At 67.8% G+C, this 14,630-nt stretch carries 11 protein-coding genes and 1 tRNA gene; 3 read left to right on the top strand and 9 right to left on the bottom strand.

Features of this window, described 5'->3' with window-relative positions; translation table 11 throughout:
* Window positions 1-466: 466 nt before the first annotated feature.
* Window positions 467-3,187 (bottom strand): DNA polymerase I, encoded by a 2,721-nt coding sequence (polA, locus tag VET29_RS22910; RefSeq protein ID WP_324923818.1) that lies wholly within the window; start codon window positions 3,185-3,187, stop codon window positions 467-469.
* Window positions 3,188-3,253: 66 nt separating this feature from the next.
* On the opposite strand from polA, the gene VET29_RS22915 reads away from it, so the two are divergent.
* A complete protein-coding gene (locus tag VET29_RS22915; RefSeq protein ID WP_414636574.1) occupies window positions 3,254-3,679 on the top strand; it encodes a hotdog fold thioesterase in 426 nt (141 codons plus the stop codon).
* A gap of 52 nt (window positions 3,680-3,731) precedes the next feature.
* Here VET29_RS22915 and VET29_RS22920 read toward each other — a convergent pair whose 3' ends face one another.
* The 5 genes from VET29_RS22920 to VET29_RS22940 form a co-directional block, all read right to left on the bottom strand.
* Window positions 3,732-4,445 carry an ABC transporter ATP-binding protein gene (locus VET29_RS22920; RefSeq protein ID WP_324923820.1) on the bottom strand — a complete coding sequence of 238 codons (714 nt, stop codon included), beginning with the start codon at window positions 4,443-4,445 and terminating at the stop codon, window positions 3,732-3,734.
* Complete coding sequence (locus VET29_RS22925; protein WP_324923822.1) at window positions 4,442-5,347, bottom strand: ABC transporter ATP-binding protein; 906 nt, start codon at window positions 5,345-5,347, stop codon at window positions 4,442-4,444. Before VET29_RS22925 ends, VET29_RS22920 begins: the two co-directional genes overlap by 4 nt.
* Window positions 5,344-7,089 (bottom strand): branched-chain amino acid ABC transporter permease, encoded by a 1,746-nt coding sequence (locus VET29_RS22930; protein WP_324923824.1) that lies wholly within the window; start codon window positions 7,087-7,089, stop codon window positions 5,344-5,346. Before VET29_RS22930 ends, VET29_RS22925 begins: the two co-directional genes overlap by 4 nt.
* Entirely contained in the window at window positions 7,086-8,000 is a 915-nt protein-coding gene (locus VET29_RS22935; RefSeq protein ID WP_324923826.1) for a branched-chain amino acid ABC transporter permease, read from the bottom strand. The genes VET29_RS22930 and VET29_RS22935 overlap by 4 nt, the downstream gene beginning before the upstream one ends.
* Window positions 8,001-8,085: 85 nt before the next feature.
* Window positions 8,086-9,324, bottom strand: coding sequence for a branched-chain amino acid ABC transporter substrate-binding protein (locus VET29_RS22940; protein WP_324923828.1), 1,239 nt, complete (start codon window positions 9,322-9,324; stop codon window positions 8,086-8,088).
* Window positions 9,325-9,726: 402 nt separating this feature from the next.
* Between VET29_RS22940 and VET29_RS22945 the strand changes: the two genes are divergently transcribed.
* Window positions 9,727-11,526 (top strand): fibronectin type III domain-containing protein, encoded by a 1,800-nt coding sequence (locus VET29_RS22945; RefSeq protein ID WP_324923831.1) that lies wholly within the window; start codon window positions 9,727-9,729, stop codon window positions 11,524-11,526.
* Here VET29_RS22945 and VET29_RS22950 read toward each other — a convergent pair.
* Entirely contained in the window at window positions 11,519-12,127 is a 609-nt protein-coding gene (locus VET29_RS22950) for an ANTAR domain-containing response regulator (protein ID WP_324923833.1), read from the bottom strand. The two genes, VET29_RS22945 and VET29_RS22950, sit on opposite strands and share 8 nt — an antisense overlap.
* A 290-nt stretch (window positions 12,128-12,417) precedes the next feature.
* Between VET29_RS22950 and VET29_RS22955 the strand changes: the two genes are divergently transcribed.
* Window positions 12,418-12,491 (top strand) — tRNA-Leu (locus VET29_RS22955).
* A 143-nt stretch (window positions 12,492-12,634) separates the two neighbouring features.
* On the opposite strand, the gene VET29_RS22960 is transcribed toward VET29_RS22955, so the two are convergent.
* Complete coding sequence (locus VET29_RS22960; protein WP_324923835.1) at window positions 12,635-14,026, bottom strand: tyrosine-type recombinase/integrase; 1,392 nt, start codon at window positions 14,024-14,026, stop codon at window positions 12,635-12,637.
* Window positions 14,026-14,211 carry a helix-turn-helix domain-containing protein gene (locus tag VET29_RS22965; RefSeq protein WP_324923837.1) on the bottom strand — a complete coding sequence of 62 codons (186 nt, stop codon included), beginning with the start codon at window positions 14,209-14,211 and terminating at the stop codon, window positions 14,026-14,028. The genes VET29_RS22960 and VET29_RS22965 overlap by 1 nt, the downstream gene beginning before the upstream one ends.
* Window positions 14,212-14,630: the final 419 nt, after the last annotated feature.

A 14,630-nucleotide genomic window follows, 5' to 3' on the forward strand; every position in this document is an offset into this window, starting at 1 on the left:
CAAGGCAGCAAGGCAGCAAGGCAGCAAGGCAGCAAGGCAGCAAGGCAGCAAGGCAGCAAGGCAGCAAGGCAGCAAGGCAGCAAGGCAGCAAGGCAGCAAGGCAGCAAGCATAGGGCCACGATGGACACCGGGCGGAAAACGGGGCGGAGCAGAGAAGGCCAACGAGAGCGAGCAGGGAACAAGAGCGAGAAGAGACCAGAGCCATGGCGAGAACCACGCAGAGTCGTGGCGGAAGGCCCACGGCGCCACGCTTCACGACCGCACGGGAGCCGGCCGCCGAGCACGGCAACCTGGGGGCGTTGACACTGCCGGCACAGATGCCTGAGGCAAAGCGCTAGACGACAACCCACCTAACGCCCACGAAGTTCAACCAGCCCCACCCAACCAGCCCCCGGCCCAACCCTCGCCCACCACACCCCCGGCCCCGCCCCCCGGCCGGCCCGGCTAGCAACCAGAGACACAACCCTCAGTGAGCGGCATCGTTCCAGGAGCGACCAAACCCGACCGACACATCCAACGGCACGTCCAACTTGTACGCGGACCCCATCCCCTTGCGCACCAACGCTTCCGCCTCGACACGCTCATCCTCGCGCACCTCGAGCACCAGCTCGTCGTGCACCTGCAGCAACATCCGCGACCGCAGGCCGGCAAGCTCACGGTCCACATTGAGCATCGCGACCTTGATGATGTCCGCCGCGCTCCCCTGGATCGGCGCGTTGAGGGCCATCCGCTCAGCCATCTCGCGACGCTGACGGTTGTCCGAGGTCAGGTCCGGCAGGTAGCGCCGGCGACCGAAGATCGTCGACGTGTAGCCGTCCTTCCTGGCCTGTGCCACGATCTCCTGCAGGTAGTCACGCACTCCGCCGAACCTGGCGAAGTACTCCTCCATCAGGCCGCGCGCCTCCTCCGTGGAGATGCGCAGCTGTTGGGACAGCCCGTACGCCGACAACCCGTACGCCAGCCCGTAGTTCATCGCCTTGATCTTCGCTCGCTGGGCGCCGGTGACCTCCGTCGGCTCCACAGCGAACACTCGCGCCGCGGTCGCCGCGTGGAAGTCGTGTCCGGAGTTGAACGACTCGATCAACGCCTTGTCGCCCGACAGGTGCGCCATGATCCGCATCTCGATCTGCGAGTAGTCCGCGGTCATCAACGCGTCGAAGTCCGGGCCCACCACGAACGTGTCGCGGATCGTGCGGCCCTCGTCCGTCCTGATCGGGACGTTCTGCAGGTTCGGTTCCGTCGACGACAGACGGCCCGTCGCCGCGATCGTCTGGCTGTACGTCGTGTGGATGCGGCCGTCGTCGGACACCGACTTGATCAGGCCCTCGACCGTGATCTTCAACCGCATCGCGTCCCGATGCTCCAGCAGGTGCGCCAGGAACGGGTGCTCGGTCTGCTCGAACAACCCGGTCAGCGCGTCCGCGTCGGTCGTGTAGCCGGTCTTGGTGCGCTTGGTCTTGGGCATCTCCAGCTCGTCGAACAGCACCACCTGCAGCTGCTTCGGCGACCCCAGGTTGATCTCCTTGCCGATGACCCGGAACGCGTCCTGCTCGGCGTGCTTCACCCGCGACCCGAAGTGCGCCTCCAGCGACGCCAGCTGCGCCGTGTCCACCGCGATGCCGACCGCCTCCAGCTCGGCGAGCACCCGCAGCAGCGGCAGTTCCATGTCCGTGAGCAGCGCGGCCTGACCGGTCTCGTCCAGCGCCACCGCCAGCGCGTCGGCCAGCTCCGCGATCGCCCGTGCCCGCACGATCTCGCCCTCGGCGACCTTCTCGTCGTCGCCGTCCAGGCCGTCCAGCAGCGACAGCTGCCGCTCCTCCGGCTGCTGCTCCACCCGCAGCTCACGCTTCAGGTACCGCAACACCAGGTCGTCGAGCGCGAACGACCGCTGGCCGGGCCGCACCAGGTACGCCGCCAGCTGCGTGTCGGTCACGAGTCCGGCCAGCGTCCAGCCGCGGTGGCGCAGCGCGTGCAGCGACGGCTTGACGTCGTAGGTCAGCTTCGGCATCGACTCGTCGGCCAGCCACCCCGCGAGCGCCTGCTCGTCGGTTTCGTCCAAGGCGGTGACGTCGACGTACACGCCGATGCCATCGGCTCGCGCGAGCGCCACGGAGCGCAACTCGATGGCCTCCCCGCCGACACCGGTCGAGCTGAGCTGGAACGACAGTCCCATTCGGGTGCCGGCCGGGGAGTTCGCCGACAGCCAGGACCCCAGCTTGCCCGGCTCGAACGTGCCGCCGGTCACCTCGAAGCCGTGCTCGGCCTCGGGCACGGCCGCCTCCAGCTCACCGAACAGCCGCTCGCGCAGCACCCGGAACTCCAGGTCGTCGAACAGCTGGTGCACCGCGTTGCGGTCCCACTGCCGGACCGCCAGGTCGTCGGGCGCCAGCTCCAGCGGCACGTCCTTCACCAGCTCGGTGAGCTGGCGGTTCATCATCACGTTGGACAGGTTGTCCCGCAGCGCGTCGCCCACCTTGCCCTTGACCTCGTCGACCCGGTCGATCAGCTCGTTCAGCGTGCCGTACTGGTTGATCCACTTGGCCACGGTCTTCTCGCCGACGCTCGGGATCTTCGGGAGGTTGTCCGACGGGTCGCCACGCAGCGCCGCGTAGTCGGCGTACTGGTCGGGACGCACCCCGGTCTTGGTGTGCACCGCCTCCGGGTCCATCCGGCTCACCGTGGACACGCCACGGGTCGGGTAGATGACGGTGACCTGGTCGTTGACCAGCTGGAACGCGTCGCGGTCGCCCGTGAGGATGAGCACCTGGTAGCCGACCGCGGTCGCCTGGGTGGTGAGCGTCGCGATGAGGTCGTCCGCCTCGAAGCCGTCCTTCTCCAGCGCCTGGATGGCCAGCGTCTCCAGCACGTCCTTGATCAGGCTGATCTGGCCCTTGAACTCGTCCGGCGTCGCGGACCGGTTCGCCTTGTACTCGGCGTACTGCTCGCTGCGGAAGGTCTTGCGTGAGACGTCGAAACACACGGCGATGTGCGTCGGCTTCTCGTCGCGCAGCAGGTTGATCAGCATCGACGTGAACCCGTACACGCCCTCGGTGTGCTGCCCGGTCTTGGTGACCAGGTTCGCGTCCTTGAGCGCGTAGAAAGCCCGGTAGGCCATCGAGTGACCGTCGATGAGCAGCAACCGGCGCTCGGAGGTCTTGACAGAATCTGTGGCGGGCGTCTCAGGCACCCTGCGAGTCTAGGGTGGGTCACCGACAATTCTCCGCAGACCCCGTATGACCAGCTAGGAGACCGTGTGGCCAACTTCCCGGAGAGCCTGCCGGGTGTCCGGCAGGACCTCGTCGACCAGTGGCTTCCCACGAGGATGGGCATCGAGATCAAGGAGTGGGACGCTCAGCGTGTGGTCGCCACGATGCCCGTGGCCGGCAACCTCCAGCCGTACGGCCTGCTCCACGGCGGCGCGAACGCCACGCTCGCGGAGACCATCGGCTCGGTGGCGGCCGCGCTCAACGCCCCGGCGGGCCGGGTGGCGCTCGGGCTGGAGCTGTCCTGCACCCACCACCGCGCCGCCCGCAGCGGCTACGTCACGGGCGTGGCGACCCCGGTCCACACGGGCCGCTCGACCTCCACGTTCGAGATCGTGATCACCGACGAGGAGGGCAGGCGCACCTGCACGGCTCGCCTGACCTGCGTACTCCGCGACTCGGCCCCCGGCGCCTGAAGACAGGAAAGGCGCTTTCAGCACGTGCTGAAAGCGCCTTTCCCGCCATCGGCTACTGACCGAGGTACGCCTCGCGCACCCGTTGGTCCGCGAGCAGCTCGTGACCGGGGCCCTCGAGCGTGGTCGCGCCGAGGTCGACGACGTACCCGCGGTCGGACAGCGCCAACGCGGCGAGCGCGTTCTGCTCGACCAGGAGGATCGTCGTCCCCTGCTGCTGCAGTTCCTTGATCGTGTCGAAGATCAGCTGCGTCATGATCGGCGAGAGACCCATCGACGGCTCGTCCAGCATGAGCAGCCTGGGCTTCGACATCATGGCGCGGCCGATCGCGAGCATCTGCTGCTCACCACCGGAGAACAGGCCGGCCTTCTGCGTGCGCCGCTCCCCCAGCACGGGGAACAGCTCGAACACACGCTTGATGTCGGTCTGCACGCCGGACTCGTCCTTGCGGGTGTACGCGCCGAGGAGCAGGTTCTCCTCGACGGTCATCCGCGCGAACACCCGCCTGCCCTCCGGAGAGTGCGCGATACCGCGGGACAGGATGCTGTGCGCCGGCTCCTTGATGAGCGACTTGCCTTCGAACCGGATGTCACCGCCCCGTGGCCGGAGCAGTCCGGAGATGGTGCGCAGCGTGGTCGACTTCCCCGCGCCGTTCGCCCCGATGAGGCACACGATCTGCCCCTCCTCGACGACGAACGACACGTTGCGGACGGCCTCGATCGCACCGTAGGCGACGCTGAGCTCGCTGACTTCCAAGAGCGCCGTCACGGCTGGTCCTCCCTGTACCGGTCGATGACCTCGGTCTTCGGATCGCCAGCCTGGGTGTCGCTGTACCGGGGCATGACCGTGGTCGCCGCCTCGGCCACCTCGGCCTCGACCTCCTCGCGTGGCTTGCCGAGGTAGGCCTCGATCACCCTCGGGTCGTCGCGCACCGTCTCCGGTGGGCCCTCCACCAGCACCTCACCCTGCACGAGCACGGAGACCGAGTCGCACAGGGAGAAGATGAACTTGGTGTCGTGCTCGATGACCACGACCGAGACGCCGGTGTCCCTGATCCGGAAGATCAGCTGCCGGGCGGCCTCGGTCTCCTGCGGGTTCATGCCCGCGGTCGGCTCGTCGAGCAGGAGCACCGCGGGCTCGGTGGCGAGCGCCCGCGCGATCTCCAGCCGCCGCTGGTCACCGTAGGGCAGGTTGCGTGCCGCCGTGCTCTCGTCGCCGGTCAGGCCGACGAACTCCAGCAGCTCCCGGGAGCGTGCCCGCGCCGCACGTTCGCTGCGGCGGAAGCCCGGCCCGTGCAACAGGGACGCGACCGGCCCCTGCTTCATCTGGATGTGCCGGCCCACCAGCACGTTCTCCAGCACGGACATGTTGGGGAACAGCCGGACGTTCTGGAACGTCCGCGCGATGCCCGCCACCGTGACCTTCGCCGGGTCGGACGGCAGCTCCGCGCCCCGGAGCCGGACCGAGCCCCGGGTCGGGGTGTACAGCCCGGTGAGGCAGTTGAAGAACGTCGTCTTGCCGGCGCCGTTCGGCCCGATCAGACCGACGATCCGGCCCTCGCCGAGGGTCATCGTGACGTCGTTGAGCGCGGTGAGGCCACCGAAGATCATGGTGACCCCGCTGGCCTCGAGCACGGTCTCGGTCATGCTGTGCCTGGCCGCCGCGTTCACGCCTTACTTCCCTTCGACGACTCGAGCTCGTGCTCGTGCTCCAGCACCGCCTGCTCCTCGACCTCCTCGATGGGCTTGCCGTCGGGCGTCTCACCCGCGAACTCCGCCCTGCGCAACCGGTCGGGCACCAGACCCTGCGGCCGGAACCGCATGATCAGGATCAGCGCCAGGCCGAACAGCAGGAGCCGGTAGTCCTCGAACTCACGCAGCTTCTCCGGCAGCACGAACAGCAGCGCGGCACCCATCACCGCGCCGGGGATCGAGCCCATGCCGCCGAGGATGACCGCCGCGAGCAGCGTCACCGACTGCAGGAAGGTGAACGCGTCGTAGGACGCGGTGCCCAGCTTGTGCGCGAACACCGCGCCGGCGAGGCCCGCCAGCATCGAACCGGTCAGGAAGGCCAGGATCTTCATCTTCCCGGTCTTGATGCCCATGGCGCGGGCGACGTCCTCGTCCTCGCGGATGGCGATCCACGCCCGGCCGATGCGGCTGTTCTTCAGGTTGGCGAACACCGCCATGACGAGCGCGACCAGCAGGGTGATGAGGAAGTAGTACATCACCCCGGACGGCAGTTTCGTGCCGAACAGGTCGATCGGCTCGTTGAACTGGAGCCCGCCGACCGCGATGGGCGGAATGCTCGGGATCGCGTTCGCGCCACCGGTGAGGTCGCCGACGTTGTTCTGCGCCGAGCGGGTGAAGATCTCACCGAACGCCAGGGTCACGATGGCCAGGTAGTCACCGCGCACCCGCAGCGTCGGCGAGCCGACGATGACACCGAAGACGCCGACGATCACCGCGGCGATCACCGCGGCGACCGGGAACGGCAGCGTGATGCCGAGTTTCGCGGCCGCCGCACCGGACAGGTTCGCGGACACGAAGGCGCCGATGCCCATGAACGCCACGTACCCGAGGTCCAGCAGACCGGCCAGGCCGACCACGATGTTCAGGCCGATCGCGGTGGCCGCGTAGATGCCGACGGTCCCGGCGACGTTCATCCAGTACTGCGTGCCGGCACTGGTGAACGGCAGGGCCGCGGCGCAGACCAGCAGCACGATGACGGAGAACGCCCGGTGCCGCTCGGACATCTGGGAGATCCAGCCGGTGACCCCGACCCCGTGCAGCGCGCCGAGCAACCCGCCGGCCATGCCGAGGAACGCCAGGAACACCGCGCCGGCGTACGGCGAGGACACACCCGCCGAACCACCCGCGGTCAGCGTCTCCGACACCAGCCACAGCGTGGCCGCGAACGCGACCAGCAGCACCAGGTACTCGACGACCCGCGGCAGGTCCGGCAGCCGCGGGATTTCCGCGAGACCGATCCCCGCGCTGCCGAAGATCAGCGCGAGCCCGCCGATGAAGCCGACGATGCTGCCGAACGCGAAGTTGCCGTCCGCGGCGGTGATCGCGCCGATCCCACCACCCTCCGAGGTGATGAAGACGGCGTTGACCAGTGAGATCGCCAGACCGCCCCAACCGACCGCACGCAGCACGCGCCCCTTGCTGGGGAGCGGAACGAACGTGACGACCAGCGCGGCCACGCCGAAGAGCAGCAGGTGCCACCGGAACCCGGTGAGCTCGAACGGCGCGTCGAAGAACTGCAGTGTCGACTTCTCCGGGTACGCACCCTCGTTCAGGACGAAGGTCGCCCACGGCAGCAAAGCCGCGATCAGCAGCAGCAACCCGCCGATCGCACTGAGCGGCCTGCCGAGGGTGCGCGGAACCATGGCGGTGAGTCTGCTCATGCGCGCACCTTCTCCGACTCACCGAACAGACCCTGCGGCCGGAACACCAGCACGAGGATGAGGACCACGAAGATCCACACGTAGTCGTACTGGGTACCGCCGGGCAGGTACTGGCCGCCGAGTGTCTTGACCATCCCGATGACGAAGGCGCCGACCACGGCGCCGGGCAGGCTGCCGATGCCACCGAGGACGGCGGCGGTGAAGGCGAAGATGCCGTTCTGGAAGCCGGCGCGGACGCCGAGCGTCTGGACGTGCATCCCGTACAGGACGCCGGCCACACCGGCGAGGATCGCGCCGATCACGAACGTCAGCACGATCACCCGGTCCGGGTTGACGCCCATCAGCCGTGCGGTGTCCGGATCCTGCGAGGTCGCCCGCATGGCGCGGCCGAGCCGGGACTTGTTGATGTAGAACTGCACCAGCGCGCCGAGCGCGATCGAGACCGCGATCAGCAACAGCCCGGTGGCTGGCACCTCGATGGGGCCGATGCTGACCTGGGTCTTGACGAACTCCCGGGGGAACGACTGGGAACGGTCGGCGTCCGGGAACCAGATCCGCACCGCCTCCTGAAGCCCGATCGACACGCCGAGCGCGGTGATCAGGGGTGCCAGTCGGGGCGCGTTGCGTAATGGCCGATAGGCGAAGCGCTCCATGAGCACCGCGATGGTCACCGAGACGACCACGCCGCCGACGAGCATGAGCGGCAGGGCGAAGTACCAGTCCATGTCCTTGACGCCCGGTACGAAGCGCCACACGGCGAGTCCCCCGAACGCGCCGGTCATGAAGATTTCGCCATGCGCGAAGTTGATCAGCTGGATGATGCCGTAGACCATCGTGTAGCCGACGGCGATCAGGCCGATCGTCGCTCCGAGCACGAGACCGTTGGCAATCTGCTGTAACAGTGTTGTCACATCTGCCTCCATAGACGGCGGGGGTGGGTTGGACCCACCCCCGCCGTCGTGTCACAAGTCACGAGATCCGTCGAAACCCGTCAGCTCAGCCTTCGAACTTGCCGGTCTGGACGGGCGCCCAGTCGGAGCCCTTGACCTGGTACACAGTGAGAACCGTGTTGGTGCTGTCACCGAACTTGTCGAACTTGACCGTCCCCGTGGCACCGTCCGCGGAGTACTCGCCGACAGCCGTCAGCAGCGCGTCGCGCTTGTCGGAGCTCCACTCACCGCTGCCGATGGCCTTGGCCAGCGAGCCGATGATCGCGTTGGCGGCGTCGTAGGCGAAGGCACCGTAGGCGCTGTAGCCCTCCTTGAAGCCCGCACCGTCGTAGGCCTTGATGAAGGCCTTCGCGCTGTCCAGGGTGTCCGTCGGCGCACCGACAGAGGTGGCGAGGTCGCCGTCCTTGCCGCCGAGCTCGATGAACGCCTTGTCGTAGATGCCGTCGCCGCCCATCACCGGGACGTTCAGGCCCGCGCTGGCCAACTGCTTCGACAGCGGGCCGGCGCCCGGGTACTCGCCACCGAAGTAGACGGCGTCCGGGTTGAACGGCTTGATGGCCGCGATCACGCTGGAGAAGTCGGTGTCGTTCTCGCCGACCTTCTGGCGCGTGACGATCTTCGCGCCCTTCTTCTCCGCCTGCGTGGTGAACGTGTCGGCCAGGCCCTCACCGTAGGTCAGACCATTGGTGACGATGGCGATGTTCTTCTTGCCGGCCTTGTCGATCAGGTAGTTCGCCGCGTACGGACCCTGGAAGGAGTCCACCGTGCAGGTGCGGAAGTAGGTCTTCCAGACCCGCTTGGGGGACTTCAGGAAGTCCTCGCCCTTGGTCAGGGCGTCGTTCGTGTTGGCCGGCGAGATCTGCAGGATGTTGTTCTGCGCCAGGATCGGCGCGACGCTCTGGGCCACCGACGAGTTCAGCGTGCCGACGACGCCGACGACGCCGTCCTCCGAGGCCAGCTTGGTCGCGGCCTGGGCGCCCTTCGTCGGGTCGCGCTCGTCGTCCAGTGGCTCGAGGGCGAGCTTGTAGCCCGGGACCTTGCACTCCTTGTTGGCCTGGTCGACCGCGAGCTGCGACGCGTTCTTGATGCCTGCGCCCAGCGCGGAGAGGTCCCCACTCAGCGGCGCGATGACGCCGACGACGAGGGTGCCCTTGCTCTGGTCACAGCTACTCGACTGGTTGCCACTGCCACCACCCGACGACTCATCCTTGTTCGTGCTGCAAGCCGCGAGCAGCACCACACCAGCTGCTACCAGAGCCGCGGCTTTCACCGTCTGGTTTCGCACGTGACGTCCCTTTCTCCGTTATCTGTCCGAGCAGTGCCGCATAGCATGCCGAACCCGGCCCCCGAAGATGTCGGAGGGCTGGCCGGAACCTAGTAACCGAGCGCAGTCTTAGTCACGTCTCAAGAGCCCTCGTGACCAGACTGCAACTAAATTGACCGTCCGTGTCCGCTCTTCGGACGAAGCCGGACCTTCCGGTCATGCGCAGGTAACACCATCTCAACTTCGCAACAGGCCACTTTGGATCGGCGTTGCCCCTTCTAGGCTTCTGGTGTGCCCTCCAGAACACGCGTGCTGATCTGGCTTGGCGCGGTCGCGCTCATCGCGGGGGCTGTGGTCACTCTCCGTGCGACTGATGAGTCCCATAGCAGTGACACGAAGAGTGACGACAGGCCGAGGCCGGTTGTGATCGACAGGTACGGCGCGGACTACGTCGTGCTGCCGAACCCGGACCAGCGGCCCGCTCCGCCGGCCAACGTGGTCGCCACGCCCGTGGGCTGGAGCCGGCTGCGGGTGTCCTGGGCGGACGGGCTGCCCGGTGGGCAGGCGCCGTTCGGGGCCACGGGCTACGAGGTCCGCTGGCGGCAGGGCGGCGAGTCGCACACGAGGCTGGTGGCCTCGCCGGACGTGCTGCTCAGCCCGCTGGACGCCGCCCGCCGCGTGCGGGTCGAGGTGCGCACGGTCGACGCGTTCGGCCGCCGGTCGACGCCGGTGGTGCTGGACCAGGTCCCACCGCAGCAGACCGGTGAGCGCGCGACGCCCGAGCTGAGCGGGATGTACGACGACTTCGGCGAGCCGCCCCGGCTGAACGAGCACTGGCACCTGTCCGGGTACCGCGGCTGCGTCGACGTGGTGTCCGAGCACGGGCACGGGCTGCCGATCGAGCTGGGCTGCGGCGCGGACCTGGCGGTGCTGCGGGCCCGGCAGCCGATGACGCTGACCCCGCCGACCCCGGCCGGCGAGCTCGGCAGGGTGGCGGTGCGCACCGACAGCGCCGGGGTCGGCGGCGAGTTGACGATCACGCTGGCGCCCGGCCCGGTCGACCGGGTCGGCGTGGACGCACGGCGGGCGAACGAGCTCCCCGCCCGGGACCCGACGCTGCCCGGCGGCACGATCCGGGTCGGCATCGACTCGTCCGGTGTGCGCGTGAACGCGGCGCCCGACGTGCCCGCGGTGACGCCAGGGCCGCTGGAGGTGCTACCGGCGCCGGCCCGCGGGCCGCGCGTACCGCACCTGTTCGAGGTGGTGCTGACGACGGCCGGGCTGCAGGTCTACCAGGACGGGCTGGCGGTGGCGAGGTCCGGCGTGGTGCCGTCGTGGACGTCGACGTCGGTGCTGCTGGGGTTCCGCGGCCCGGACCGGCGGCGGTCGCGGGTGCACGTGCTGGCGGCGGGGTTCAGCGGCCCGGCGACGAAGGTGCCCCCGGTGAACGAGGTGCTGGTGAACGCCGGGACGCAGCGGGTGCTCAACCTGACCGAGCAGTCCCCGCAGCTGGGGATCGCCCGCAAGCCGCTGACGACCGCGACCTCGGCCCGCCTGGTCGCGACGATCGCGACGGCGGGCGGCATGGACCCGAAAGGCGTCGTGGCCCAGTTCGGCGACCTGCGGGTACCGGCGAAACCGGTGGTCGCCGCACCGTCGTCCGAGGACGGGGCGGCGGTGACCGTCGCCGCCGACGTGCCGGCGCTGTTCCTCGGCGTGTCGGGCGCGGACTCGATCACGCCGTTCGTCTTGCGCGCGCCCGGGGCGAGCCAGCAGGTCCGCCTGGTGGAGGCGTACCTGGAGGTGACCCCGATCGGCGGCGGCCGCCCGCCGCCGACGGACCTGAAGCCCGCCCGGCCGGTGGGGCCGGACGAACTGCCGTCGATCGACGCCGTGCTGTGCAACTCGGCGGGCGAGCCGCTGACCACCACTGTGATACCGCACCGAGGGCAGGTGTTGCTCAAGGTGTCGCTGGACGCGTCGGCCACCCAGTGGGAGACCGGTTCGATCGATGGCGTGCAGGGCTTTCAGGTGTGGCTGGACGGCCGGCTGATCGCGAGCGTGCCGACCCACACCGACGGCCCCGGCCTGGGCGGCGACCATGTCGTGTCGATCGCGACCGGTGGCATACCGAAGGGAGAGCACATCATGGAGGTACGCGAGTACGCCATGGACGGCAGCGAACGACCGGTGTCGGCTGTGCTGAACTTCGCCGTCAGGTGATGTTCTCCACGACCGCCTGGGCGACGGCCTTCATGGTGGCCCGGCGGTCCATGGCCGTGCGCTGGATCCACCGGAAGGCCTCCGGCTCGGAGAGTCCCTGCTTGGTCATGAGCAGGCCCTTGGCCCGCTCGATGAGCTTGCGGGTCTCCATGCGGTCGGTGAGCGTGGCCACTTCGTGCTCGAGCGCCTGCAGTTCGGAGAAGCGACTGACGGCGAGCTCGATGGCCGGGACGAGGTCGTGCTTGGCAAAGGGTTTGACCAGGTAGGCCATGGCCCCGGCCTCCCGCGCCCGCTCCACGAGGTCCCGCTGACTGAAGGCGGTGAGTATGACGACGGGCGCAATCCGCTCCCCCGCGATGCGAGCAGCGGCGTCGATCCCGTCCATCTTGGGCATCTTCACGTCAAGAATGACGAGGTCAGGCCGCAGCTCCGTAGCCAACGCGACGGCCTGTTCGCCATCGGCGGCCTCCCCAGCGACGTGGTAGCCCTCTTCCTTGAGCATTTCCACAAGGTCGAGTCGGATGAGCGCCTCATCCTCCGCGACGAGCACGCTTCGCTGCACGGCCGGGCCGGACTGGGCCTCGGCAGCCTGATCGGTCACCGGGGTCCTCCTGAATGCGATCGGTCTGAGCCTCCAGCGTACCGGCGGCAGGCCGCAGCGCGACCGAATACAAGGCGTGATCAGCACAACGTTAACGGGCTAGCAACAGAACCTCGGCCAATAGGATGACGTGCGCCACACTGCCCGGCGTGTCGTTCACTCTCGGTGACTTGGAGCACACGGCCGGGTCGTGTCGTGGCCGTCCCGCGGATGCGGTGCCAAGCCCCATGGTCAACATGCCAACCCTGACGACCGGCACACGAACGATCCCGTAGAGTCGTCCCGCGCCAGCCCCCGTAGCCCAACCGGCAGAGGCAACGGATTCAAAACCCGTCCAGTGAGCGTTCGAATCGCTCCGGGGGCACCCTCGCCTACCAGTGCTGACCAGCGCCGTCACCTGCGAAGATGCCCCCCTTCACGAACATGCCGGGTGCGGCTATATGCGGCTGTGTGCGCCCGTATGCGGCCACTCACCCCCCATGCGCCCCCCAGGGTTCGCCCCCCGGGCTACTCGTCCTCGTCGTCGCTGAGCGCCTTCTCGATCCGCTCGTGAGCTGCGTCCTCCAGCCCAGCGATAACCTTCGCGTAGATCTGGTGCAGGACACCCACCGAATGCCCAGCCCACTCCGCGCACTGGGTCGACGGCACGCCGGCGGCCAGCCAGGTAGACACACACGCGTGGCGGAGGTCATACGGCCGCCGAGCGAGCGCGGAGGCGTACTCCTCCTCGGTCAGAGCGATCCTGCGGGCCTTGCCCCATACCCGGGCAATGGTCGATTCGGCGAGGTCGCCCCCGGTCAGGTTGCGGAACAGCCGACCGTCCGCAGCTGTCCCGAACTCCTTCAGGTGCTCGTGGAGGATCTGGGTGAGCTGCGGCGGGGAAGGGACCAGTCGGACCTCCTTCTCCGCCCGCTGCTTCAACTGCCGCCGATCGCGGCGCTCTCCCGAGTCGGTCCAGGACGCTCCCGCGGTTGGGGCGGTCCGCGACAACAGCAGTTCTCCCCAGCCTTGCTCCGGAAGTTGAAGGTCCGGCTTGCTCAGCATCGCGGCCTCCTCCGGCCGCAGTGCCGCGTAGTACATAACCGCGAAGAACGCCTTCAGCCGCGGGCCAGACGATCGGCGTGGCTGGTCCTCGACCCATTGCGCGGCCACCCCGTTCAACAGCCGCTTCGCCTGGCTCTTGTTGATGACCACTCGCTTGTCGATAGCCCGTACGGTCTTCGGAGCAGTCCATTTCACCTCGTGCAGATTGTTGGCCGATAGGGCCTTCAACTCCACCGCGTAGTCGAGTGCGTTGTACAGGACGGCACGCTTCCGCGTGACCGTCTTGGCCGCAGCCTGCTTACCGTCAAGTTTCTTGGACAGCATGTCGAGCGCCTGCCGGAGCATCGCCACATCCTCCAACCGGGCCACCGGCAAGGTGTTTGACGCCATCCATTTTAAGGCACGCTCAATCTCCAACGGCTGGACGGCGTCACGATTCTTGGTGTTGAATGCCCACCCAGTAAGCGCCCGCCGAAGAATTCGCGCATCCGGGTTGCCTCGATCCGTCGAGAACATCATCGGTGTGATGGTCGCCAGTGCATCCGCATTTCCTGCCCGCGATTTCGCCGCCGCACGAGGCCATTTCATGTCGATGTACTTCACGGCAAACGCGAACCACGACATCGCATTTTCCGCTCGGATCATCGACACCGGCAAGCCTTGGTCACAGTCGAACGCTTCACCTCTTCTTGCTGCCGCGACAAGGTCCGAACGGAAGCTGTCCGCGAGTGGCTCAGTTACGAAAAGCTCCGTGAACTTCCTGCCGTTAACCAACCAGGCGACACGGTAATTCGTTTTCGTCGCGCGTTCACGCTTCTCAATCTTCCAGAACTTGACGTCGAAAGTCGTAGACACTAGGCGGCCTCCTCGCGCGCGGCAAGCCACCGTTCGAACTCCGCACGACGGATCCGAAGCTCTCTGTTCGGTAGCTTGATGCAGCGGGGCGCACGCCTCTTCGCGCGCCACTCGTAGAAGGTGCGGGGAGAGATGTCCATCTCGGTACAGAACTGATCAACGGTGAGGTAGCCGTTGGTCTTCACGTCGTGCTCCGTTCTGGTTCGTCAGCAGCGACGCCGTACGCCAGCGGTTGAGGGCCGCTGGTGACGGGGCCTGGCCAGGGGTGTGGCTGGGGGGCGCACAGAAAGCACAGAAAGCACAGAATTCCGCTGGAGGTGCTATTTGTGCTGGTCAGGGACCTGCGGGGTGATCTTGGGGTGGTCGGCACAGAATTGCACAGTTTTCGCACACAATTCGGTGGTGGGGGTCTGGGCCGGGTGTGCGGTGGCTGGGGTGTGGCTGTGGGAGGTCGCTGCACCGAACCGAGCAGGTGGGGGCTGGGGAGGGTGTGGGGGTATTTGTGTGCGAATTCTGCGGATTTCTGTGCGGCCCCACCCGTGATCGTTGAGAGGGGGCGTGACCTGCGGGAACGTGCCCCGCAGGGGGTTTCTGTGCTTTCTGT

It is taken from the genome of Actinophytocola sp., from assembly GCF_035634895.1.
In the GTDB taxonomy this organism is placed as follows: Bacteria; Actinomycetota; Actinomycetes; order Mycobacteriales; family Pseudonocardiaceae; genus Actinophytocola.